At 32.6% G+C, this 23,092-nt stretch carries 22 protein-coding genes, 1 tRNA gene and 2 pseudogenes; 17 read left to right on the plus strand and 8 right to left on the minus strand.

What is annotated here, in order from left to right; all coding sequences use genetic code 11:
* Positions 1–77 precede the first annotated feature (77 nt).
* From ACPWTF_RS17490 to ACPWTF_RS17530, 9 genes are all read left to right on the plus strand, one after another.
* Complete coding sequence (locus tag ACPWTF_RS17490) at positions 78–716, plus strand: vWA domain-containing protein (RefSeq protein ID WP_095928646.1); 639 nt, start codon at positions 78–80, stop codon at positions 714–716.
* Between the two features lie 81 nt (positions 717–797).
* Positions 798–1,433 carry a vWA domain-containing protein gene (locus ACPWTF_RS17495; protein ID WP_427872313.1) on the plus strand — a complete coding sequence of 212 codons (636 nt, stop codon included), beginning with the start codon at positions 798–800 and terminating at the stop codon, positions 1,431–1,433.
* A gap of 9 nt (positions 1,434–1,442) precedes the next feature.
* Positions 1,443–1,901, plus strand: a complete 459-nt coding sequence (locus tag ACPWTF_RS17500) for a hypothetical protein (RefSeq protein WP_427872314.1) — start codon at positions 1,443–1,445, stop codon at positions 1,899–1,901.
* A gap of 252 nt (positions 1,902–2,153) precedes the next feature.
* Positions 2,154–2,369 (plus strand): vWA domain-containing protein, encoded by a 216-nt coding sequence (locus ACPWTF_RS17505; protein ID WP_427872315.1) that lies wholly within the window; start codon positions 2,154–2,156, stop codon positions 2,367–2,369.
* Positions 2,338–3,207, plus strand: coding sequence for a TerY-C metal binding domain-containing protein (locus ACPWTF_RS17510; protein WP_427872316.1), 870 nt, complete (start codon positions 2,338–2,340; stop codon positions 3,205–3,207). Before ACPWTF_RS17505 ends, ACPWTF_RS17510 begins: the two co-directional genes overlap by 32 nt.
* Positions 3,208–3,212: 5 nt before the next feature.
* Complete coding sequence (locus tag ACPWTF_RS17515; protein WP_427872317.1) at positions 3,213–4,622, plus strand: PP2C family serine/threonine-protein phosphatase; 1,410 nt, start codon at positions 3,213–3,215, stop codon at positions 4,620–4,622.
* A 2-nt stretch (positions 4,623–4,624) separates the two neighbouring features.
* Entirely contained in the window at positions 4,625–6,136 is a 1,512-nt protein-coding gene (locus ACPWTF_RS17520; protein WP_427872318.1) for a helix-hairpin-helix domain-containing protein, read from the plus strand.
* A 30-nt stretch (positions 6,137–6,166) separates the two neighbouring features.
* A complete protein-coding gene (locus ACPWTF_RS17525; protein ID WP_379796441.1) occupies positions 6,167–7,165 on the plus strand; it encodes a TerC/Alx family metal homeostasis membrane protein in 999 nt (332 codons plus the stop codon).
* 230 nt (positions 7,166–7,395) lie between these two features.
* Complete coding sequence (locus ACPWTF_RS17530) at positions 7,396–9,318, plus strand: ABC-F family ATP-binding cassette domain-containing protein (RefSeq protein ID WP_427872319.1); 1,923 nt, start codon at positions 7,396–7,398, stop codon at positions 9,316–9,318.
* A 344-nt stretch (positions 9,319–9,662) separates the two neighbouring features.
* Here the strand turns inward: ACPWTF_RS17530 and ACPWTF_RS17535 are convergent, their stop codons facing one another.
* The gene (locus ACPWTF_RS17535; protein ID WP_427872320.1) at positions 9,663–10,625 is read right to left on the minus strand and encodes an App1 family protein; all 963 of its coding nucleotides are present in this window, start codon (positions 10,623–10,625) and stop codon (positions 9,663–9,665) included.
* 61 nt (positions 10,626–10,686) lie between these two features.
* Here ACPWTF_RS17535 and ACPWTF_RS17540 point away from each other — a divergent pair, with 61 nt between their 5' ends.
* Positions 10,687–11,556, plus strand: a complete 870-nt coding sequence (locus tag ACPWTF_RS17540) for a diacylglycerol/lipid kinase family protein (protein ID WP_427872321.1) — start codon at positions 10,687–10,689, stop codon at positions 11,554–11,556.
* A 238-nt stretch (positions 11,557–11,794) separates the two neighbouring features.
* Here ACPWTF_RS17540 and ACPWTF_RS17545 read toward each other — a convergent pair.
* Together ACPWTF_RS17545 and ACPWTF_RS17550 are read right to left on the minus strand one after the other, a co-directional pair.
* Positions 11,795–12,939 (minus strand): annotated as a pseudogene (locus tag ACPWTF_RS17545) (GNAT family N-acetyltransferase).
* Between the two features lie 119 nt (positions 12,940–13,058).
* A pseudogene (locus ACPWTF_RS17550) lies at positions 13,059–13,546 on the minus strand (DUF1761 domain-containing protein).
* 178 nt (positions 13,547–13,724) lie between these two features.
* Here ACPWTF_RS17550 and ACPWTF_RS17555 point away from each other — a divergent pair.
* Both ACPWTF_RS17555 and ACPWTF_RS17560 read left to right on the plus strand, forming a co-directional pair.
* Positions 13,725–14,567 (plus strand): leucine-rich repeat domain-containing protein, encoded by an 843-nt coding sequence (locus tag ACPWTF_RS17555; RefSeq protein ID WP_427872322.1) that lies wholly within the window; start codon positions 13,725–13,727, stop codon positions 14,565–14,567.
* 260 nt (positions 14,568–14,827) lie between these two features.
* Positions 14,828–15,133, plus strand: coding sequence for a hypothetical protein (locus tag ACPWTF_RS17560; protein ID WP_248729545.1), 306 nt, complete (start codon positions 14,828–14,830; stop codon positions 15,131–15,133).
* Between the two features lie 73 nt (positions 15,134–15,206).
* Here the strand turns inward: ACPWTF_RS17560 and ACPWTF_RS17565 are convergent, their stop codons facing one another.
* The 5 genes from ACPWTF_RS17565 to ACPWTF_RS17585 all read right to left on the minus strand — a co-directional run bounded on the left by ACPWTF_RS17565 (position 15,207) and on the right by ACPWTF_RS17585 (position 19,386).
* Entirely contained in the window at positions 15,207–16,463 is a 1,257-nt protein-coding gene (locus tag ACPWTF_RS17565) for a PQQ-binding-like beta-propeller repeat protein (protein ID WP_427872323.1), read from the minus strand.
* A gap of 167 nt (positions 16,464–16,630) precedes the next feature.
* Positions 16,631–16,702 (minus strand) — tRNA-Glu (locus ACPWTF_RS17570).
* 353 nt (positions 16,703–17,055) lie between these two features.
* Positions 17,056–17,460: a helix-turn-helix domain-containing protein gene (locus tag ACPWTF_RS17575; protein ID WP_427875766.1), complete on the minus strand. Its 405-nt coding sequence runs from the start codon at positions 17,458–17,460 to the stop codon at positions 17,056–17,058.
* Between the two features lie 154 nt (positions 17,461–17,614).
* Positions 17,615–18,157, minus strand: a complete 543-nt coding sequence (locus ACPWTF_RS17580; protein ID WP_427872324.1) for a DUF3575 domain-containing protein — start codon at positions 18,155–18,157, stop codon at positions 17,615–17,617.
* Between the two features lie 74 nt (positions 18,158–18,231).
* On the minus strand, positions 18,232–19,386 hold the full coding sequence (locus ACPWTF_RS17585; RefSeq protein WP_427872325.1) for a helix-turn-helix domain-containing protein: 1,155 nt from the start codon (positions 19,384–19,386) through the stop codon (positions 18,232–18,234).
* Positions 19,387–19,751: 365 nt separating this feature from the next.
* Here ACPWTF_RS17585 and ACPWTF_RS17590 point away from each other — a divergent pair, with 365 nt between their 5' ends.
* From ACPWTF_RS17590 to ACPWTF_RS17610, 5 genes are all read left to right on the plus strand, one after another.
* On the plus strand, positions 19,752–20,456 hold the full coding sequence (locus ACPWTF_RS17590) for a hypothetical protein (protein WP_427872326.1): 705 nt from the start codon (positions 19,752–19,754) through the stop codon (positions 20,454–20,456).
* A 3-nt stretch (positions 20,457–20,459) separates the two neighbouring features.
* Complete coding sequence (locus ACPWTF_RS17595; protein ID WP_427872327.1) at positions 20,460–21,161, plus strand: M23 family metallopeptidase; 702 nt, start codon at positions 20,460–20,462, stop codon at positions 21,159–21,161.
* A 241-nt stretch (positions 21,162–21,402) separates the two neighbouring features.
* Positions 21,403–21,591, plus strand: a complete 189-nt coding sequence (locus tag ACPWTF_RS17600; protein WP_427872328.1) for a bacteriocin — start codon at positions 21,403–21,405, stop codon at positions 21,589–21,591.
* Between the two features lie 242 nt (positions 21,592–21,833).
* Positions 21,834–22,211 carry a nuclear transport factor 2 family protein gene (locus tag ACPWTF_RS17605; RefSeq protein WP_427872329.1) on the plus strand — a complete coding sequence of 126 codons (378 nt, stop codon included), beginning with the start codon at positions 21,834–21,836 and terminating at the stop codon, positions 22,209–22,211.
* A gap of 152 nt (positions 22,212–22,363) precedes the next feature.
* Positions 22,364–22,963 carry a hypothetical protein gene (locus ACPWTF_RS17610; protein ID WP_427872330.1) on the plus strand — a complete coding sequence of 200 codons (600 nt, stop codon included), beginning with the start codon at positions 22,364–22,366 and terminating at the stop codon, positions 22,961–22,963.
* The last annotated feature ends 129 nt before the right edge of the window (positions 22,964–23,092 follow it).

Below are 23,092 nucleotides of genomic sequence, written 5' to 3' on the forward strand. Positions count from 1 at the left end.
ACTTTAAAAAGAAGCTCTAATATTTATAGCGCTTTTGAAACTTCAACCTATAATATTCCTGTATAAATCGTTATATCATGAGAAGACTGCCTGTATATTTACTTTTAGACACATCTGGTTCAATGACTGGCGAACCTATTGAAGCCGTTAAAAACGGTGTGCAAATGATGATCAGTTCGTTGCGACAAAATCCGCAAGCCATAGAAACTGCTTTTTTGAGTGTCATTACTTTTGACAGCACGGCACAGCAGATTATTCCATTAACCGATTTGGCATCTTTTCAAATGGTTGATTTAAAAGCGACTGGAGTTACGGCTTTAGGCGATGCTTTAAAATTGACTGCACAGAAAATAGAAACTGAAGTTGCAAAAACAACCACAGAGCAAAAAGGCGATTGGAAACCATTAGTATTTATTATGACTGACGGAATTCCGACAGATAATTGGGAAAACGGTCTGGCAGAATTTAAAAAAGTAAAAACAGCTTTTACGGTTGCTTGTGCAGCGGGAGGCGGTGCAGATACCAACGTTCTAAAACAAATTACCGATACTGTAGTAAGTTTAGAAAACGCAGATAGCGCTAGTATTGGCAAGTTTTTTCAATGGGTAACAGCTTCAATTGGTGTAACTTCTACAAAAATTGAAGATTTAGGCAGAGAATTTACAAATGTAAAAGAATTACCTCCGCCACCATCTGAATTAAACATTGTGGTTTAAATTCAGTAAAAAGACGGAGTTACAATACCGTTTTAATTGATAGTTCAGAATTCATTGTTTTACTAGTTTTTAAAAATTATTATGAGAAGACTACCAGTATATTTTTTGCTAGACACTTCGGGTTCAATGTACGGAGAGCCAATTCAAGCTTTGAATAATGCTTTGAGTGGTATGATTAATACATTGCGTTCAGACGCGCAAGCATTAGATTCTCTTTGGATTAGTATTATAACCTACGACAGAGAAGTAAAAGAAATCGTACCCTTAACTGAATTGGTTCATTTTCAGCTTCCTGAAATAACTTGTCCGCAAAGTGGCCCGACCAATACGGGAGCAGGTTTAGATTTTGTAATTCAGAAAGTAAAAACAGAAGTTATAAAAGGATCTGCAACTTTAAAAGGCGACTGGAAACCATTATTATTTGTTTTTACAGACGGAAAACCATCAGATATTCAATTCTACAGAGAAAAAATTCAAGAAATTAAGGCCTTAAATTTTGGTGCAGTTGTAGGTTGTGCGGCCGGACATATGGCAAACGATAGTATTTTAAAGGAACTTACAGACAATGTTGTCCGTTTAGATTCTGCTGATAGTTCTACTTTAAAGCAATTTTTCAAATGGGTTTCTGAAACCATCGAACAAGGAAATAAAAGCCAAGGAACAGGAGAAAGTGTAACGCTTCCGCCGCCGCCAAGCGAAATAACAGTTGTGATTTAATTAAAAAAAATGCTTGATATGCTATTTACATTTTCAAAAGTGCTTATACATGTTGCCACAGCAGTGGATGAAGCTTATTATGAAGGAAAAGAAAATGAGCTTGAAAATTTAGAGCAAACTTCAGATGAGATATTAGATACCATGAATATAGATAATATCAATATGTGTTACGGGACAACAGGTATTGAAGATTTCAATATTAAAAATGTAGAGCAGATCTTAAAGCAGAATTACACTAAAAAGGATTTTATTATCCACGATGTAATTGTTAGAAAAAGTTGTGCTTATTTAAAAGTGAAACATGATATACCTTTAAATGGAGGAAATAAATGTTATGGCGCTTGTTTCTCTATAAATTATATGCAACCAAATAACGGAATAGCAGTTTACGGCTATCCAACCAAAAATACCGCAGAAAGAGAGGCTTTTAAGGAAATAGCGAGTGAGATAATCAAGGCACTTTCATAATGTATACAATTAAAATTCTTATTGAAATTCTGATTATTGCATTATTTTTTTATTCCAAATTATTGCCATATAAAGATAAGCTTCATCCTCAGTTTAAATCGTATTTTGATTTTTTCAATAGTATATTTTCCCCCATATTAAATTTCCTGAAAACATTTGTAAAACCTGCTCAAGTCGGCGTTGGATTGGCAGTTGATATGACACAAATTATCCTTTTATTTATTTTTTTAATGCTATTAAAATTCCTTTAAAATGAGAAGATTACCAATATATTTTTTAATTGATATTTCAGAATCAATGGTTGGAGAACCTATTCAGCAAGTTGAAGAAGGTTTAGCAACTATTATTCAGGCATTAAAAACAGAATCCGCATGCTTTAGAAACGGTTTATGTTTCTATCATCGTTTTTGCAGGACAGCCAAAAACTTTAGTGCCGTTGCAGGAAATAGTGAGTTTTTATCCGCCTAAATTTCCAATTGGAAGCGGGACATCGCTTAGTAAAGGTTTAGGGCATTTAATGTATGAATTAAGAAATAATATTGTTAAAACGACTTATGAAGTAAAAGGAGATTGGAAACCAATCGTTTTTTTATTTACTGACGGAGTTCCGACAGACGATACGCAGGCAGCAATAAACGAATGGAAAAATAATTGGCAGCGAACTGCAAATTTAATTGCGGTTTCATTTGGAAACGAAACGGATACAAAATTATTAGGGCAGTTGACAGAAAACGTACTTCACTTTAAAAACACAAATGTACAATCGTACAAAGAATTTTTTAAATGGGTTACAGATTCTATTAAAACCAGTAGTATTAGTGTAGAAAATAATTCATCTGGTTTTGAATTGGCAAAATTAGATGGAGAAACGCTTTCTAAAATTGATTTGACAAAAGAAGAGCCAAACAAACAATATGTAGATGATAATTATGTGGTTTTAAGCGGAAAATGTCAAAATACCAAGAGGCCATATTTGATGAAATACCGCAAAAATATTGCGCCATCTATTTATGCTGGAATCGAATTGGCGTCAAAAAATTACAAATTAGTTGGCGCTTATCAAGTTGACAATAATTATTTTGAATTGGCTGATACTAGTAATTTCAATATAAAAGTAAATACAGAAGAATTGTTTGGTGCACCAACTTGTCCATGTTGCGGCAATCAAATTGCATTTGCAGTTTGTGTTTGCGAAAAAATACATTGTATTGGCGACGAGCAAATTAGTACATGCCCTTGGTGTAACAATCAAGGATCTTACGGTTATGGCGAAGGTGGTTTTGATGTAAACAGAACGCAAGGATAATACGTATGGAAGAGACCAAAAGATATCTTCAGTCTTTTTTATTCCAGAATAAAATCGATATTCCAAAAGGCAAACAATCGCTTTTTGAAGATTTTATCTCTAGTGAAAACAATATTGCAGCAGTAAAAATAATAAAAGAAAAACAGCAGATCATTATGCAAAATTGGAACTTAATAAATCGAATAGATGATATTACGAATCAATCTGTTTTTCTGCCAAACGGTACCGTAAATAAAGCATACCAAGCAAAAATTGATTTTATGCAATTGGCTTGGGATGATATTATTGCGTACGAAATGGAAAATTTAGAAGAAACTGGACTTTCATTTAATCGTGAAAATGAAGTGCTTTCGGGAAATCCGAAAATAAGCGGAGATTTAAAAATAAAAATGCTTTTTAAAATTGATGGCGAATCGGAAGAAACGCCTTTAAACGAAAAAGTTTTTACCATAATTATAAATCCTGACCCGAAATCACTTTGGAAAAATATCGAAAGTGATAAAAATGCTCCTTTTGCTAAAGAAGATAATGTAGCGATTGCTGGTACTTTTTTAGATAAAAAAATTGTTGTCGCTTCCAAAAGAGGAAGAAGTCATGCCAATGTAGGCTCTTTTAGAGAAGACGATTTTGCATTCAAAAATTTTCATACAAATGGCTGGAGTGTTTTAGCTGTTTCAGATGGAGCAGGCTCGGCAGCTTTGTCGAGAAAAGGTTCAAAATTAGCTTGCGATACTTTAATTGAGTATTTTGAAGAAAATCTAGATAAAGAAAATTTAAAAGAATTTGACGAGATTTTACTTCATCATTACCATAAAACAGATTCAGATTCATCCAAAAAAATAAGTCATTTTGGTTACAATACATTATCAAAAGCGGCTCATTTTGTTAATCAAAAGATTGAAGAATTTGCGAAGACGAATAACGAAGAACCGAAAAAATTTCATGCAACTTTAATTTTTGCTTTAGTTAAAAAATATGATTTCGGATATGCCATCTTAACTTTTGGAGTTGGCGATTGTCCCATTGGTTTGCTAAATAAAGATTTAACCGAAATTACATTGATGAATGTTATCGATGTCGGCGAATTTGGAGGTGGAACACGTTTTATTACCATGCCTGAAATTTTTCAAAGCGATAAACTTTCTTCACGTTTCGGCTTTAAATTAGTAGATGATTTCTCTTATTTAATGCTGATGACAGACGGAATTTACGATCCTAAATTTGTGGTCGAAGCCAATTTAGAAAAAATAGAAAAATGGAATGAATTTCTTTTTGATTTAAATGGCAAAAATGAAGACGGATCTAAAGTTGATTTTGAAGATGAAAATGCAGATATTGCGACACAGCTTTCAACTTGGATGGACTTTTGGAGTCCAGGAAATCATGATGACAGAACGCTTGCTATAATTTACTAAATATGAGTACAGTTACAGTAAAATCAATAAACGACTCTACTAAAACATATCAATTTGTTGATAACGGAGAGCCGATGCGCGGTGGTGTAAAAGACGTTTATTTTAGTCCCGACAGAAAATATGTAGTCGCCATTTTTAGAGATAAATTAGACTTCAATCAGAAAGAAAGACTTCAAAAAATTACCAATAAATACTATTCTCAAATTCAAAATGGAGAAGCTGGAGATTATTATTTAAATGAAGTTTTCAGATGGCCAACGGACGTTATTGAATACAATGGTTTAACGGGAATTATTGTCCCTGTTTATAAGCCAAAATTCTTCTTTAAAAAAGGATATCAAACCAGTGAATTAATTCAAGGAAAAGAAAAGAACGGAAAATGGTTTGCGGGACCAAAATTTAGAAATCCGCATTTTCCGTTACGTGTGGCAAGTTCTGAATTGGGCGATTGGTTAAGCTATTTTCAGGTTTGTGTAAATCTTTCTAGAGGCGTTAAAAAAATGCATGCTATGGGATTGGCTCATTCTGATTTATCATACAATAATGTGTTGATAGATCCGATAGAAAGATCGGCTTGTATGATAGATTTGGATGGATTGGTTGTGCCAGGATTATTTCCTGCAGAAGTAATTGGTACAGCCGAATTTATTGCGCCAGAAGTACTTTCGAGCAAACATTTAGATAAAAATGATCCGAACAGAAAATTGCCAAACAGATTAACTGATTTGCATGCGCTTCCAGTTTTGATTTATATGTTTCTATTGCATAGGCATCCGTTAAAAGGAGGAAAAGTCCATGACTTAGATACAGAAAAAGACGATTTATTGTCAATGGGCGAGAAAGCGATGTTTATCGAACATCCAACTGATGCTACAAATAGGCCAAAATTAAACCAAGTTTCTAAATGGGATTTGCCTTGGGCAGATATAACAAAATTGCCATACACCATAACGGGACCTTATTTGAAGACCCTGTTTGATAAAGTTTTTATAGACGGATTGCATAATCCGATGCAGCGACCAAACGCAGAAGAATGGGAAATAGCATTGTTAAAAACAACCGATTTAATGCAGAAATGTCATAATCCGACATGCGACCAAAAATGGTATGTTTTTGATAATACAAATACTCCAAAATGCCCTTTTTGCGGTACTCCGCATCAAGGAACACTGCCTGTTTTAGATCTGTATTATCAGTTTCAAGAAACGACCTGGAAGCCCGAGAATCATCGATTAATGGTTTATAATGATCAATATTTGTTTCAATGGCATGTTAATCGTAATATTGCCAGAAATGAGAAATTAACACCGCAGCAAAAAGTGCCTGTTGGTTACTTTACTTTTTTTAATGGGAAGTGGGTTTTGGTCAATCAAAAACTGACTTCGCTAAAAGATTTAACCGAAGACAAAGAAGTTCCAATTGGTACAATGGTAGAGCTTACACACGGAAAAAAAATACTGCTTTCTAACGAAGAGGGCGGAAGAATCATTGTGGTAACAATGGCCAATACATAATTTAAAAATTAACCTAATTAATATCTAAAAATGAATCAACACCCAATCTTTTCGGAACATCCCGGTTTAATTATTGTTTTTGCGGTTGCAGTAGTGATTATGCTGTTGCTAGATTTAGGAATCTTCAACAAAAAAAGTCACGTCGTAACAAATAAAGAAGCTATAACTTGGTCATTAGTTTGGATCAGTTTAGCCATGATCTTTAGTGGTCTAGTGTATTATTTTGCAGGTGCAGCTAAATTCTATGAATTTCAATCGGCATATTGGATCGAGAAAGCGCTTTCTGTTGATAACCTTTTTGTATTCATATTAGTATTTAAATTTTTTGATGTTGCCAATGACAACAAACATAAAGTGTTGTTTTGGGGAATCATCGGAGCATTAGTTTTAAGAGCAATCTTTATTTTCTCTGGTGCTTTCTTAATCGAATTAACGTATTTAAACAAACTTTTAGGACTTGCAGGATTAGAAGGATTTAAATATGACATTAACTTAATCATGACAGCTTTTGGATTGTTCTTGGTATATGCTGGGGTTAAATCTTGGTCTTCTGGAGACGATGACGATGATGAAGATTACAACAATACTAGAGGAGCAAGATTGATTAGAAAGTTTTTTAAAGTTAGCGATAAGTATGACGGAGATAAATTCTTTACATACGAAAATGGTAAAAAATTAGCAACTCCGCTTTTAGTAGTTGTAGCCGTAATTGAATTTACAGATTTACTGTTTGCAGTAGACTCTATTCCTGCGATTTTCGCCATTTCAAACGACCCGTTTATTCTTTATACCTCTAACATTTTTGCAATTTTAGGGCTTAGAGCATTGTTTTTCTTGTTAGACAACTTTATTCACTTGTTTAGTAAATTGCAATATGGTCTAGCTATTATCTTGTCATTTATCGGAATAAAAATGATTATTTCTCCATTCTACCATATTGAATCTATTTATTCTTTATTAGTAATTGGAGGTGTACTTTTAATTTCTGTTTTAGCTTCGATCTTAATGCCAGAGCCTAAAGAAGCTTAAAAAAGCATTCAATAATTTAAATTTTAAAAAACGGATTGAAAATCACATTGAATTTTCAATCCGTTTTTTGTTTTAGAATATGGTAAAAGCGATTGTTTTTCAGTATAAAAACTTCAATTAAAAGTTATACTTTTGCACTTTCAAAATTGTAAATGCCAAAGGTTTATTTACAGTTTGTTTTTTATTAATAAAATAAAGGTTTTTCACAGCCTTTAGTTTTTACTCAAATTATGCTTAATATACACAATCTTTCCGTTTCTTTTGGAGGAACCTATTTATTTGAAGAAGTTACTTTTCGTTTAGGCGCCGGCGACCGCGTAGGTCTTGTTGGTAAAAACGGAGCTGGTAAATCTACAATGCTAAAAATGCTGGCAGGAGATTTTAAACCAGACTCAGGAGTTATTTCGCAAGAGAAAGATATCAGAATGGGTTTTCTACGTCAGGATATTGATTTTGAACAAGGAAGAACCGTTTTGGAAGAAGCCTATGAAGCTTTTACAGAGATTAAAGTTGTAGAGAAAAAACTGGAAGAAATCAATCATCAATTGGTTACTAGAACCGATTATGAAAGTGAAGAATACGGACAGATTATAGAAGATCTATCTGATTATACACATCGTTTTGAACTTCTTGGAGGTTATAATTATGTGGGAGACACAGAGAAAATTCTTTTAGGTCTTGGTTTTAAAAGAGAAGTTTTTAATAACCAAACAGAAACATTCTCTGGAGGATGGAGAATGCGTATCGAGTTGGCTAAATTATTATTACAATCCAATGATGTATTGCTTCTCGATGAGCCAACCAACCACTTAGATATCGAAAGTATCATCTGGTTAGAGAATTTCCTTCGTAATTATCCTGGAGTTGTCGTAATTGTATCGCACGATAAAATGTTCTTGGATAATGTAACGAATAGAACAATCGAAATTTCGTTAGGAAAAGCATACGATTTTAATAAGCCATATTCTCAATATTTAGAGTTACGTCATGAAATTCGCGAAAAGCAATTGGCGACTCAAAAGAATCAGCAGAAAAAGATTGAGGAAACAGAAAAATTAATCGAGAAATTTCGGGCAAAGGCTTCAAAAGCTTCGATGGCGCAATCGCTGATTAAAAAGTTAGATAAAGTAGAAAGAATCGAAGTTGATGAAGATGATAATTCGGTAATGAATATCTCTTTCCCAGTTTCTAAAGAGCCGGGAAAAGTTGTTATTGAAGCTGAACACGTAACAAAATCTTATGGAGACAAAACGATTCTTAAAGATATAAGTTTACTGGTTGAAAGAGGAAGTAAGATTGCTTTTGTTGGACAAAACGGACAAGGTAAATCGACTTTCATCAAGGCTCTTGTAAATGAATTTGAATATGAAGGAAATATCAAATTAGGACACAATGTGCAATTAGGATATTTTGCTCAAAATCAGGCTGAATATTTAGACGGAGAAATTACTTTGCTTCAAACAATGGAAGATGCTGCAACTGACACAAATCGTATGAAAGTACGTGATATGTTAGGCTCGTTTTTATTTCGTGGAGATGATGTGGAGAAAAAAGTGAAAGTACTTTCTGGAGGTGAACGTAACCGTTTGGCACTTTGTAAATTGTTGTTACAGCCAATTAACGTCTTGCTAATGGATGAGCCTACGAATCACTTAGATATTAAATCTAAAAACGTTTTAAAAGCAGCACTTCAAAAATTTGGCGGAACTTTATTATTAGTTTCTCACGACAGGGATTTCCTTCAAGGAATGTCAAATATTGTTTACGAATTTAAAGATCAGAAGATTAAAGAATATTTAGGTGATATCAACTTTTTCTTAGAGCAGCGTAATTTGGAAAACATGCGTGAGGTTGAGAAAAAAGATGTGGTGAAAAATGCTCCAGCTGCAAAAGAAAAAGAAGCGAGTAAATTATCTTATGAAGATCAGAAGAAAGGAAAATCCCTTCAGAACAAATTAAGTAAAATCGAAAGCCAGATTCAGCAACTAGAAAAGCAAATTCAGCACGACGATAAAATGTTGGAAACCAATTATGACAAACATATCGAAGACGCTTCATTCTTTACTGCTTACAATAAAAAGAAAGAAGATTTGGAGCAATTATTAATTGACTGGGAAGTTGTTTCAGAAGAGATTGATGGGTTGAATGCCTAGTCTTTAGTCTCGGTCACAGTCACAGTACTCAAAAAAAACATGTAAGCCTTTGTCAAAGTTTCAAACTTTGACAAAGGCTTTTTTTAATTTCCAGGTGCAAATCTAGTTTTCCGGTTCAGTTTGAGCTAATGAAAATTGCTAATTTTCTACAAAGTATGTCATCCCGAGGAACGAGGGATCTCCGTAAGTAGCTCGACAAAGATTGGTTGCGAGAGGGATGGGAGCAATCCGCCACGGCGGAGCAGACAGCCCGACAGCATTAGAGAAAGTGGGCAAATAAAGACAAAGTATGTTGGCCCACTTTTTCTAATGTTGTCTCGCCCAAATTATTTAAGTTTTAGAAACTACTTAATGATCCCTATCGATCTAGAATGTTCAATCGCTTTACTGCTATCTTTAAAATAACAAACCGAGACATTCAGGCTTTCTAAATTCTTCAAAATTTTATTTACTTCTTTTTTTGGAGCTTTACCAGTTTGTCTAATGTAAACTGCAATTACAGTAACAGGGAAAATTTTGCAAATTCTTTCGTAAAGCATTGGATCGTGCTGCGAGTCATCGCCCATTAAAACATATTTTAAAGTTGGGTAGAACTCCACAACATGCTTTATTTTTTCGTATTTATGATCATGATTTCCTCTTCCGCTCATGAAGAAATCTGTGACTCCTCTTTTGATGTCTTTTAAGAGAAAAACTGCTTTAGGGAGTTTGTGAATTCGGGTGAATTTAGCAATAAATCGGTATAAATTCCATTCGCTGCTAGAGATGTAGAAAAAAGCATTTCCTTCTTCAGGGTTTTCTCTTCCGGACTGGCTCAATGCTTGATAATGTGAAACTACATCTTTAAAAACTTTTCGGTCGTTTACATTTTTAAAAAGTAAGATGTAAATTTTAAGGAATAAATTTTTAGTATGAGAGATTAGAAAAGTGTCATCAATATCAGAGATGATTCCGAGTTTTCCTTTATGAGGTCTAATAAAACTGCCTTTGCAAGTTGTGGTTTCGTCTTTATATTTTAAGCTCACTTCGTAAGGCATCCATCCAAAATGGGTTTCTTTTTCTAATGGAATGCAAAAATTGAAAAAGCCATCATCTAATGTTTTAGTGTGGATGACTTCGCCATTGTAGTGAAGATAAACATCAAAATTTTTAATGGTTTTTATTCTGAACAATCGGAGTATCGAGGTGGCATTTTTTAATTTTCTTTTCTCAAAATCGTATTTGTTTTCTCTTTTTAAAACATGCCCCATTACAATTAACTCTTGCTCATTTGCATAACCGCGATATAATTGTAGAATTGGTTTCATTAATTACGTATATTTATGTAACTGTAAATTACTTAATTTAATTGGTTTTAAAAATAAAATTTTGAAAAAGAATATTCTATTTGTTGTAAATCCTATCTCGGGAGATTTGGATAAATCAGATCTGATTGATGCTGTTGAAGAGTTTGCAGCAACCAATCATTTCGATTTGGAAGTCTACGAAACTACGGGAAAAAATGATCTAAGAGCGATACAATCTTTATATAATGAATCTAAGCCGGAGCGCATTATTGTTGCAGGAGGCGACGGAACGATAAAAATGGTGGCCGAAGCGGTAGAAGAGCAAGATGTTGTAATCGGGATTTTGCCTGCAGGTTCTGCAAACGGACTCTCGGTAGACTTGAATCTTCCTAATGGAATAGAGGAGAACCTTAAAATAGCGTTTCTACACCATTATATTGAAATGGATATGATTTGTATTAACGGAAAAAAAAGTATCCATTTAAGCGATATCGGATTAAATGCCAATTTGGTTAAAAATTATGAAGAAAGTGATGTGCGTGGTTTTTGGGGATATGCATTGCAAGCTTTCACAACACTCAAAGAATCTGAGGAACCTTTTGTTGCTACCATTTCGGCAAATAATAAAACGGTAGAGCATGTAGCAAGAATGATTGTGATAGCCAATTCGCAGAAATACGGAACTGGAGTTGTAATTAATCCAAATGGAGCTATGAATGACGGTAAGTTTGAGCTCGTAATTTTAAAGAGTCTCGATCTGCTTTTGATCGGAAAAATAATTACCGGAAATATGCCAATTGATTCTGATGATATTGTAATTATTTCAACCGATAAGGCTGAAATAAAAACGGATTATCCTGTAAATTTCCAAATTGATGGTGAATATTGCGGTGCACAGACTTCGTTAGAAATTCATATCCTGCACAAGCAAATGAAAATTGCGGTTCCGTAGATTTTGATTAAAGAAATATTGGTGTCGCTCCGCTGGAGCTTTTAGCACTTTAGGGCAAACATTTCTATAAATATTTCGCTCTTCCAGAGCTCAAAAAAAAGCTTCTTGAGGAGCAAAGTATATATAGAAAAATTAGTCTATAATATTTTGCTCTTCCAAAGCAAGCTCCCGAGGAGTGAAATATTTATAGTTTAAATTGAACATGCAAATGAAAAGCTCCAGTGGAGCGACACATTTTTTATTTAAACGGATTGCGTTCCTGCCATTCTGTTTTTGGTTCTAAATAATTGAAAAACCTTGAAATGTTATGGTTAATCAATGCATTGCTATGTGTGATTAAACCATACATTTTAACTGGTTTTGCTCCAACGGAACTTTTAATTTCAAGAGCTGTTCTGGCAAAAACAATTTCTTTGAAACCTTTCTTAATAGAATAAGCGATCATGTCGTAGAGCATATTTAAGTACAGCATTTTTTCGCGTTGAACACTTTCGTCATAGCCTAAAAAATACGTATCCATTACATCGCCATTTTTGATTAAAGTGTTGAAACCGATTAGTTTTTCATTTAAAAAATAGCCATAGAGTAGAAAGTTGTCTCCCATGATTTCTTTGAAAAAGCTGAAATGATTTCTCGCCAGAAAAAAGGTATTGAAAGGTGCATTTTTTGCAACATGAAAATACAAATCGTAAATCACATCTTCATATTGTTTAATGTCGGAAAGAGTCATTTGCTGTTTTACAATTCCTTCCGATTTTTTCCGCGCACGTTTATATTGGTCGCGATATTTTTTTAATAAAGCATCAATGTAATCTTGTTCGGTTTTCCAATTTTCATTGATTTCAAAAATCATATTCGGTTGTGTCGAAAACGTGTAGTTGTTTTTGAATTCTGCCTGAAGCGGTTCGATTTCTTTTGCTGTAAAATCTTTTATGCTCGTTATATGAACTTTTTTTCCGCTTTCTTTCAAATCTTTTTTAAGCTGATTGATAGCCTTATGAAGTGTTTTAATCGCTTTGGATTCTTTAATGTTCTTGTCAAAAATAAAAGCATTTTGTCCTGTAAGCATATTGTTTCCAATAAATAGAACGTGTGAAGCAAAATTCTTTAATGCAAAATTACGCACCGAAGTTTTTAAGCATTTATCACGCTCTCCAAAAGATTCAAGTTTTTCTGCAAATAAGAATTGCGTTAGCACAATTCCGATTAGTTTTTTTCTTCAAAAAGCCCGATAAAATGGCAAGTCATATTTACTGGACAAGAATTTTCCAGTACTTCGAGATATTCTCGTGTCAAAAAAATGTTATTTGCTGCAAGCGAGTTCCATTCTAAAGGCAGTAATGATGCGCTTTTGTAAATCTGGAAAGAATATGTTGTATTCAAAAGAGTGAGCTAATTTCTTCAAAATTAGATAATATTTATAATAACTAATGGGGTTTAAGTTATTATTAAGAAAAACCCATTTGAAATAAATTTTTCAAACGGGTTTTTTATAAATGATATTAAGCAAATCCGCAGATGATTCCGCCCATAAGAGTCAGAGTAAGAATCCAGTATCCGCTATGGATGAAAATATATTTCCAAGATTTTCTTTCAAACAAACCGTTGATTCCAATTAATGGAAAAGCAAAAAATAGTCCCGACATAAATCCGTGAAGTGCCCCATGTTTAAAAGTCCTGTAAGCCATTCCGTAATCTGCCATAAAAGCAGCAAATGAAGGTTTTGCACTGTCAATTAATGGTGGTCGCCAACCATTCCGATTGCGCCAGACTGATGAATGGTCAGAGACATTAAAGTCATTGTAATCATGAGAGAAAAAATATACGTTAGTCCGAAGATTTTAAGCATATTTCCCTTTTTTAACTCTTCTTGAGTAAGATTATTTTCTTTCATCCAGATTGTTCCGAATACTTTTGGGCTATACCAGATAAAACCAGTTACGAGTGTGACAATTGCTGCAAGGAATAAAGCAACGAAGTTAATTTGCATAATGTGAGGTTATTAGAATTAGTTGATCAAATGTAATCAAAAAAAATGCAGATTCTGAAAAATAATAAAAGCAGCTTAAATCTTACGGTTAAAATTTTTTTCAACAGTTTGCCGATATTTGGTGTATTATAACTGTGAATTGCATAATTTTACGCGAGTAACAAATCCCAAATCTGTTATGAAAATTTTAATTACTCTTTCTTTATTATTTGCTTTTTCGCTAAACGTTTTGGCAGATACCATTTCGGATAAAGAAAAAGAAGCGCTTATAAAATTGTATCATGCAACAAATGGTTTGCAATGGAAAAACAAATGGGACTTAAGTCTGTCTGTTTCTACTTGGTACGGTGTTAAAGCCGAAAACGGAAAAGTGGTCGCGCTCAATTTGGCAGATAATAATCTGCAGGGAGAATTGCCTGAAGCTTTTTACGATCTTGTAAATTTAGAATCGCTGAATCTGGAAAAGAATAAAATTGAAGGAACTTTGTCTTCTGCCATTTTTAATCTGAAAGAATTGGAAATGCTTAATATTGCCGATAATAAATTATCAGGTACAATTCCATCTTCGATTTGCCAGTTGACTAAATTGAAAGATTTGGAGCTTTTTATGAATAAGATCTCTGGAGAACTTCCGTCGGAAATTGGAAAATTAAATCAGTTAGAAATTTTAGCGGTTTGCAATAATGAATTAAACGGAAAACTGCCTGTTTCGATTTATAAAATTTCTGGTCTAAAAGTATTGCTGCTGAATAATAATAAGCTGTCGGGAAATTTGACAAATGAAATTATTAATTGGAATGTATTAGAAAATTTTAGTTTATTTGACAATGAATTTTCAGGCGCAATTCCGCAAGAAATTGAAAAGCTTAACAAGCTAGAAGAATTGAATCTTTCGTATAATAAATTTACAGGCGAAGTTTCAAAAAAGACAGCATTATTAGATGCTTTGAATATGACCATGATGGACGAAAATGGAAATCCGTTTTTATTAGAAATAAACCAAGAAAATAAATTACAATAATTACCCAAAATTAATCGATGCTTATGAATGAATTTTACACTCGTTAAACAAGTTGATTAAATATATTTAGTTAATTGCCAAAACCGTAATTCGTTACGGTTTTCTGGTTTCTATAGGTTTCGTCTTTTTGAAAAAATAACATTTAATTTAGAATTGAATTCTTTATGTTTGCCTAAATTTTTATAACTTTAATATAAGTATCCGGAGAACCAAAAACCGATTAACCAACGGCATTACTAATCACTTAATAAGAAGAAATTATGACACTGCAATATCAAGGAGAACAGTACGGAAAACCAACCACTTTTACAATTAGAATTATTGGTAATAACTTATCAAAAAGTAGTTCAAACTATCAGATTGATCTTTTGGTAGGAGATAAAAAACTGCCGACTTTTACAAGCGAAATTCACCAAAGTCTTTCTAATTGTTTAAAAGAAATTTACTTGTTTAGAAAACATAACGGAATCACATTCAATGAATCATCAGAGAAAATAGTTTCGCTTTATGTTGCTTATGATAAAGTTTTGTACAACTATAATAAATATGCTTTGTTTAGAGCATAGATTTTTCTCAAGAGAATAAAAAAAGACCATTTGAAAAAATGGTCTTTTTTTTATTTTAAAAAGCATTAAGCTATTATCGAATTATCTTTAAATAAGCGCTGTAAGGATCGTCTTTAAGAGAAGTACGCATATAGTATACGTTTTCGTCTTTTTCTTTTAAATCAAATTGAATTAAGCCTGCGTCGCAATAATAATAAAGTAAGTTTTCGTCAGCAGGAAATTCTATATTGGAAATTGGCAGTGTAGTTAATTTTTCTTCAAAAGCGATTTCTCCGTTTGATAAGTCTAGTTCAAAAAGTTTCTTTTTACGGGTATATCCCCAAAGATTGTCCACTTCTTTAACAATGTATTCTACATTGTCTCCTTTAAAATCTGTTTTCCAAAGCTGAGTTCCTGTTTTGGAATCAACAGCATAGATAGAAGAAACTTCTGGCCATTGCGCTGCAAAATATAGCTTTTTGTCGTGGCATACTATGCGTTCCTTAACGTTATTCTGGTTTTCTTCTATTTTAAACTGCCACAAAACATCAAGACTGTTTGGTTTTAAAGCATACAGCCAATTTTTATCGCCTGCTATAAAAATACTTTCGCCATCTGTAACTGGTTTTCCAGTCATGGTTTCATCAAAGCTTTTTTGGTAAAGTAATTTCCCTGTATTAGCTTCAAAACAATACACATTGTTTGCGCTTTGGGTAAATATCTTATTATCGAAAAAAAGTGGCTCAATATCGTTGTTAGGAGTGTCTAATTTGTAGTTCCAAGCCAAGCTGCCATCTTTTAGATCCAAAGCATATAAATTACTGCTCTGATTTTGATTTTGAGCCGTAATAAATAATTTTCCGTTAGCTATAATCGGAGTCTGGTCTTTTAAGACAATCTGGTCTGTAATGTTTCCTATTCTAGATTTCCAGAAAATAGTTCCTGTTCCATTATCTACTGCGTAAATTTCTCCATTAATAAACGGAATATACACAACTCCGTCATGAATGGTTATTTTGTTGGCGCACATCTCTGTGTGGGCGTCTGAAGCTTTTACCGTCCAAACAATGCTTTCGACTTCTAAATCCCATGAAAAAAGCGAACCATCGTAATCGTAAATTAAAATTGAAGTATCGTCTAGCGAAATCTTTTTAAGCGGTTTTAGAGACTTATTCGTAACAGCTTCTTCGGCAGGTAATTTGCTGTTGGTGTAGTTGGTTTTGCTGGCTGGTGCTTGTCCAGACATATTTGCAAAGGCGAATACAAATAAAAGGGCTATTAATTTGTGTTTCATTTTAAGATTTGGGTTGATTTTTTGATTGTGTTTGTAATCTGAAATTACTTCATTCATAACTTCTTGTTTGCTTTGTTATTGTGTTTGCTGTATTTGTGTCTTTATTAATTGCCAATTTGTAGGTTTTGTGCGCTTTAATACTGTTCTCAAATCCTCAAACATTTAAGGAAGTAAATATAAACAAAAAAAGCTCCAGATTTCTCTGAAGCTTTTGTCTTAGTAAGTAGTCCGTGGGGGAATCGAACCCCCCTTACCAGGATGAAAACCTGGCGTCCTAACCGATAGACGAACGGACCTGCTTTGCTATTGCGGGTGCAAAAGTGCAACTATTTTTGAGATGTACAAAGCTTTTTTGAAAAAACTTTTTGAAAATTTTTTAAATAAGAACCAATTTAGTTGGTTTTTATTTATGAATACGTAAAGTTAATGTTTTTGTATTGTTTTGATTAATAATTGTTTGTTTTGAGTTTAGGAGGCGAAATAAGACTGGTTTTTGGTTTCTTTTTGAGAAGAAAATATTTTTTAAAAATATTACGATTTTCATTTTTTAAGGAATATTCTTAAGGTTTTTAAACATGTGATATAAATAAAAAAGCTCCAGATTTCTCTGAAGCTTTTTTTATTCTGATTAAAAAATAATAATAGCGTTTTATTTATTAATTAACTTCTCCAGCCTTGCCATCATTTCATCTTTCTCTTTCAGCATTCTTTCATACAAAGTGATTTTTTCTTCGTGAAGTTTTTTTAATTCTTCAATGGGATTGAAATTAAATGTAGAATTAGGATTTCCGACACAAGCATTATCTCCAAAAGTATTTGCAATTACATTTATAGCCTGCTCTTCATCAAAATTCTGAAAAGCTTCAACAGGAATTTTTAAAGAATTTGAGATTTGTTTAAGTAGAGAATCCTCGATTATATCTTTCTGCTCTAGCATAGAAATTTTCTTCTGGTTCCAATCTTCGCCCAGATCATAAGCCAATGCTTCTTGTTTGATGCCAAGCATTTCTCTGAATCGTTTTACGTTTCTTCCCTGATGAATTTTCTGTTCCATAAATGAATCTTGATTTTCTTTAAGGCTCAAAGATAAAGCCATTTCGATTAAAAAATCTGAATTTCAAAGATAAAAAAATATCCCATAAAACGTCTTTTTTGTCAGATATTATATATAATATGGAATAGTTTTCTTTTTTTTTAATGGAACTTCTTTAAAATCGATATCCCGCACTCAAACCAAATTTCATAACCATATTATGATCGGTTTTATTTGCATTAAAGAGCAAAGCACCATAACCAATATTAGCTTCAAGTAAAAATCCGCTTTTGCTGACCCACTTCCAGCCTCCGTTTACTCCAAGAGCAAAATCAATGACATCCGAATTTTCTGTATATGTAGAAGGATTTTCAGATGTATATACTTTTTTACCATCTATTGAAGTCAGCATTCCAAATCCTTCGGCAAACCATCCAGAAGCATATTTTTTGCCGAAATACCTTCTGTAATAAGGAGAAACAGAGTAATTCATATCGTTACTAGTGTCTGTGGTTAACACTTGATAATAATAAATTCCGATTGATGATTTTGCATTTAGATGTCTTTCGTAACTTATATTCAGAGACTCGTTAAATGCTGCAATTGCATTTATGGTAATGTCATTGTTTTTCTGATAAGGATTTGATTCGATTTCGTTTTGAGCTTTCGCACAAGAAAAAGCAAAAAGAATAATAAGTAGTAAATGATTTTTTTTCATAAAAAGGAATTTGATTTATTGAATGTCAAAAATCAAATAATAAAGATTTTATGAGGTTTCAAAAGCTTAAAACTTTACAAAATGGAACTTATTTTTTGAGTATTTCTATATTCGTTTGGCGTCTGGCCGGTAACTTTTTTAAAAGCGTTGTAGAAAGTCGTTTTAGAAGTAAATCCAGATTCTAACCCCATTGTTAAGAGATTGTAATTTTCAAATTCAGCATTTAAAATCATTTCTTTTACAGCTTCCACACGATATTGATTGATGTAATTGGCAAAATTATCTCCCGTTATCGCGTTTACAATTTGCGAAAGATATCCTGTACTTATACCCAGTCTTTCAGCAACTTTTTCTCGGTTTAATGTACTGTCAGTATAAATATGATCTTGTTTGCAAAGAAGTTCCAGTTTTTGAAAATAAAGATTATCAGCCGTTATTAGTTCTCTGTTTTCTTCTTTACAATTATTTTCTGAAATGGAAAATGTGGTGTTATCTGCAATGGCTAAATCTGTATTTAGAAAGTTGTAAATACTGTTTTTGTCTTTAGCCAGTTTGTATTTGTAAATGCCGAAATAAGCAGTCCAATGGATTAAAAATGCTCCGAATAAAGCTAAAATTCTCATCATAGCCGAAATGTCAAATTGAAGAAACAAAGCTATGAGAATGGTAATAACCCACGAAAATAATAATGTAGAAACGAGGCTTAATAATATAATTATCCATTTTGTTTCCTGCTTATCTTTTAAGTGTTTTATCATAAAATAAGAATAAATCAGAACAAATGGAATAAATGTAAGCGCCAAAATAAGTGCAATCTGATTTAATACATCTATTATATCGAGGCCTAATTGAGGAATTTTATATAATCCTGCTACAGCATCGAGATCGTATGTAATATTAAGAACAGCCGAATAAGCAAACGGAATGAAAAATAAAATTATCTTTTGTCTGCTTTTCACAGCATCATCAACTCGGTTTATAATAAATAGAAATAGGAAAACGGGCAGCAGAAAAGCAGTTTCAACATCGTCTATAAAGCGCAAAAAAGGAAAGGCTGAATAAGCATCTTCAATCTCGAATACCAGATTCAGTAAAAGCAACGAAAGTGTGAATATCGAATAGGCCAGATATTTGTTTGATTGACTATTGAATAAGGAAGACTTTATAATAATTAATCCTAATACTATTCCTTGAAAAATCGCAATATTTAGAAGTGTCGTATAAATCAATTTTTTAGTATAAAGTTGTTTTTAAGATCTGGCTTTTCAGTTATTCTAGACAATTGCGATAAGCGGTTATTAATAAAAATATAGCTTATTTCATATGAATTGACAGAGCGAATTTATAGCAATGAAAATGATTTTCTAAATGGATTAAGAAATGATTAACTAAAATGATTTCTGTACAAATCAACCGAAAAAATTTTCTATAATTAGCTGATTTAGAAAGAATTTTTGAGAGATATTTTGAATTTCCGTCTTCTAAAACTGAAGGTTCATGAGTTCGGATTTCTCCAGTGTTAAGGTATTGAAACCTTGTCGCTCTTCAATTCATATAGTTTTGGGCAATAATCAACTTATTCATCTCAAATTTTATGAAATTAAATCGTCTCTTGTTTAGTGCCGCGATTTTGTCTGCGGTATCTGTTCAATCTCAAACCACGCAAAAAAGGAATCAGCTCGAGTTTTCTGTTGGAAATAATTGGGGGTATTTGAAAAATCTCGAATTTGCTCCTGTAGCAACGTATGATTATGAGGGTTTGGTGTATAAATTAAACTATACGCGTACCAGTAAAAATGATAATTTGTTTGAAGTAAATCTAGATTATCTATCATCAAACCTAAAAACAGATAGGCTGTCCAATCTCAACACAGATTATTACAAAGGCGGAATCAACTTTTCGTATCTAAAAAGAGTGTACGACAGAAATAGATTTACAATACATGCAGGATTACAATCGCGAACTTCTTTGGCTGCTTATCATGATGGAGATTACATTACGTTTCATCAGGAATTTGGAATTGCAGGCAGATTCAGTTATCAGATAAATGAAAAACACTATTTATCTTCAAAATTAACCCTTCCTGTTGTGCTTTTTCGTGTTACCAATGCCGAAGGTAAATTTTACACTTTAGATAATTATCAGAGTGTGTTTTGGGATTTAGAATATGGTTACAAACTTTCCAATCATTTTGACGTAAAGGCAACTTATAACTTTAATTATTCTCGACTTCAAATTCCAAGTGCTTATAGAGAATTACAGCATCAATTAAATCTTGGCATTAACTATAAATTCTAAATCATGAAATATATTAAAACTGCAGTTTACGTTTTTATGTTCACATCTTCTTTTTCGCTGCTATCTTGTGCAGATATGCTAATGGGAGACGAGGGAAAAAACGATGAAGAAATCTATTTAAATTACAAAACCAAAACCGTATTAGAACTGCCTTTTGAAGACGACTGGTATATTGCTGCAGGCGGAAAATCGCTAGAAGAAAATCATCATTTTACGCCTAATCGCCACCAGAGATATGCTCTTGATATAGTTCAAGTAATAAACAATAGCGGTAGAACAGGAGACGGAACCAAAAATGAAGATTATTATTGTTTTGGCAAACGCTTGAATGCTCCTGGTGACGGAAAAATTATTGCGATGGAGAATGCCATAGAAGACAATGTTCCTGGAGTTAAAAACACAAAACAAACATTGGGCAATTACATTGTAATTGATCATTTGAATGGAGAATATTCCTTTATGCTTCATTTTAAAAAGAACTCCATAATAGTTGCAGTAGGAGATACTGTAGTGAGAGGACAGCAAGTAGGCTTGGCGGGAAACAGCGGTTATTCTACTGGGCCACATTTGCATTATCATTTGCAGACAACTCCATCGCTGGCAACAGGTGTTGGTATTCCGATGCAATTTGTGAACTACTATACTAACGATGTTTTTACAGAAAGAGGCGAACCTCGTACAGGTCAGACAGTAAGGAAAAATTGAGAACTACCATTCAATAAATTAAAGTATTCTTGGAATTTAAAGTTAATAATTAAATAAAAGTTGAAAAAATGAGGTAAACCGTAAAAAATCAATCTTAAAATAAAGTATATTCGTACATTGTTTTTCGATTTTACATTTATTTATTATTAAATATAGAAAACATTCTGCGCGAGGATAGACAAAAATCTCAAGTGTCTTTAAATGATTGGGGTATTAACTGAATCTTAAAAACTTTATCATTATGTTTAAGAAAATTTTAAAATTGGAAGGAGCTCAAGAATTAACTAAAAATGAGCTAAAAGCAGTAAAAGGGGGAGTGACAGAAGTTTGCGCTAAAGCACTTATAAGTGGAGAAGCAATCTTGAAAAATGGAGCGGCGTGCCCTCCAGAATATCCTCTAGCAGGTGGAGGTTGTTGCTTCTCATTGTAGTAGTTCATTTTATAAAAAAAAAAACTAATGCTCTTACTCTGTTGATTGTGTAAATGATATGCAATCTTAGATAATAGATTTATATTCTTAAGAAGAGAGAAACTTGTGTTCTCTCTTTTTTTATAATCGAAAGAATAAAGTATTAACTAACTTCTTGCTAAAATTAAATCTATGTTAAAAGAGCAACTTCATGTCAATATTAATTTGAAATTTGTGAAATGTCTAATTAACAACGAGATAATATGGAAGGTCAAATTATAGAATTGGAAAAAAAATACTGGGAAGGTGTTCAAAATCATGATTATGAGACGGTAAAAAATCTGACGATGTTTCCTTGCATAGTGGCAGGAAAAAATGGTGTTCAGAGTATTAGCGAGACCGAGTTTAAAAAAATGTTCGATTCTGGGCAAACCAATAAAATAAAAGTGCTGAACATCTATGATGTAAAAGAAAAACTAATTGCCGAAAATACTGCGGTAATAGGATATCGTCTCGATTTTGAGATAGTAGATCAAAGTCAAAAAGAACCTATAAAGTGTGTTTGCACTTCTACCTGGATTAAAGAAAACAGCAAGTGGTTATGCCTGATGCATACTGAAACAGAATTGGAAAAGAATTAGTTGTCTGAAGCATCACAATTGTTGATGTAAAAAATATAGAAACCTAAAAAAAGCTTCAGAGAAATCTGGGGCTTTTTTTTATTTAGTAACTTTTTCAGGACAATCTAGAATTATTATATTTGATAATAATGCGTAAGATAAACTTAAAAAAAATGCAGACAATAAGACAACGCAGATTGTTTAAAAAAATAGAATACAATATCCTTGAAAATAAATTACATTATAAAACATCCTACCTAGGAGGTGAAAGTGAAGGTTTGGTTGCTTTTGAGAATTTGTCAAAAGAAAAAACTACTCATAAAGCAACAAATAATATCATTTTACTAATGTCTTTGTTTTTTTTCATGCTTGGAGGAATGTCTTTTTCTTTTCGAAATGATAAAGGTTTAGATCCTGAAATGTGGATTGCATTTTTATTACTTGGAATAGTTTTATTTGCTATTTATGTTTTTGTGAATGAGAATTCGTGGAGAATAAGAACTTATAGTAATGGTTTTCTCTTTTTATTAAAGAAAAGTCCTAATGAGAATACTGTAAACGAATTTATATTAAAATTATTTACTGAACGAGATAAGTATTTAAGAGAACAATATCTAAGTTTAGATTCTAATTTGAGTTACGAAACTCAATTGAATGATTTGAAGTGGTTAAGAAATATTGAAGCAATTTCAAATCAAGAATTTAATAAATATCATTCCGATCTTAAATTGCTTTATGCGCCTAAAATTGGAAAGATTGGTTTTGATAGATAAAATTTTTAAAATAGATTTTATAAAAGTGGCAATACAACAAATTAAAGTCTCGTTGACAGGTGGTGAATCCAATTTTTATAAACTATGAAAATAAAAGTTTATTCCCCTTTAAATCCTTTACTTAAAAAA

The sequence above is a fragment of the Flavobacterium sp. MMS24-S5 genome (genome assembly GCF_050320125.1).
GTDB classification, from domain to species: domain Bacteria; phylum Bacteroidota; class Bacteroidia; order Flavobacteriales; family Flavobacteriaceae; genus Flavobacterium; species Flavobacterium tyrosinilyticum.

What these genes read in the sequence shown, in the direction of transcription:
- ACPWTF_RS17505 (WP_427872315.1), top strand. Translation starts at nt 2,154, where the DNA reads ATGAGAAGATTACCAATATATTTTTTAATTGATATTTCAGAATCAATG.
- ACPWTF_RS17490 (WP_095928646.1), top strand. Translation starts at nt 78, where the DNA reads ATGAGAAGACTGCCTGTATATTTACTTTTAGACACATCTGGTTCAATG.
- ACPWTF_RS17530 (WP_427872319.1), top strand. Translation starts at nt 7,396, where the DNA reads ATGCTTAATATACACAATCTTTCCGTTTCTTTTGGAGGAACCTATTTA.
- ACPWTF_RS17600 (WP_427872328.1), top strand. Translation starts at nt 21,403, where the DNA reads ATGTTTAAGAAAATTTTAAAATTGGAAGGAGCTCAAGAATTAACTAAA.
- ACPWTF_RS17605 (WP_427872329.1), top strand. Translation starts at nt 21,834, where the DNA reads ATGGAAGGTCAAATTATAGAATTGGAAAAAAAATACTGGGAAGGTGTT.
- ACPWTF_RS17580 (WP_427872324.1), bottom strand. Translation starts at nt 18,157, where the DNA reads ATGAAAAAAAATCATTTACTACTTATTATTCTTTTTGCTTTTTCTTGT.
- ACPWTF_RS17565 (WP_427872323.1), bottom strand. Translation starts at nt 16,463, where the DNA reads ATGAATGAAGTAATTTCAGATTACAAACACAATCAAAAAATCAACCCA.
- ACPWTF_RS17500 (WP_427872314.1), top strand. Translation starts at nt 1,443, where the DNA reads ATGCTTGATATGCTATTTACATTTTCAAAAGTGCTTATACATGTTGCC.
- ACPWTF_RS17555 (WP_427872322.1), top strand. Translation starts at nt 13,725, where the DNA reads ATGAAAATTTTAATTACTCTTTCTTTATTATTTGCTTTTTCGCTAAAC.
- ACPWTF_RS17575 (WP_427875766.1), bottom strand. Translation starts at nt 17,460, where the DNA reads ATGGAACAGAAAATTCATCAGGGAAGAAACGTAAAACGATTCAGAGAA.
- ACPWTF_RS17595 (WP_427872327.1), top strand. Translation starts at nt 20,460, where the DNA reads ATGAAATATATTAAAACTGCAGTTTACGTTTTTATGTTCACATCTTCT.
- ACPWTF_RS17590 (WP_427872326.1), top strand. Translation starts at nt 19,752, where the DNA reads ATGAAATTAAATCGTCTCTTGTTTAGTGCCGCGATTTTGTCTGCGGTA.
- ACPWTF_RS17535 (WP_427872320.1), bottom strand. Translation starts at nt 10,625, where the DNA reads ATGAAACCAATTCTACAATTATATCGCGGTTATGCAAATGAGCAAGAG.
- ACPWTF_RS17520 (WP_427872318.1), top strand. Translation starts at nt 4,625, where the DNA reads ATGAGTACAGTTACAGTAAAATCAATAAACGACTCTACTAAAACATAT.
- ACPWTF_RS17525 (WP_379796441.1), top strand. Translation starts at nt 6,167, where the DNA reads ATGAATCAACACCCAATCTTTTCGGAACATCCCGGTTTAATTATTGTT.
- ACPWTF_RS17515 (WP_427872317.1), top strand. Translation starts at nt 3,213, where the DNA reads ATGGAAGAGACCAAAAGATATCTTCAGTCTTTTTTATTCCAGAATAAA.
- ACPWTF_RS17560 (WP_248729545.1), top strand. Translation starts at nt 14,828, where the DNA reads ATGACACTGCAATATCAAGGAGAACAGTACGGAAAACCAACCACTTTT.
- ACPWTF_RS17495 (WP_427872313.1), top strand. Translation starts at nt 798, where the DNA reads ATGAGAAGACTACCAGTATATTTTTTGCTAGACACTTCGGGTTCAATG.
- ACPWTF_RS17610 (WP_427872330.1), top strand. Translation starts at nt 22,364, where the DNA reads ATGCAGACAATAAGACAACGCAGATTGTTTAAAAAAATAGAATACAAT.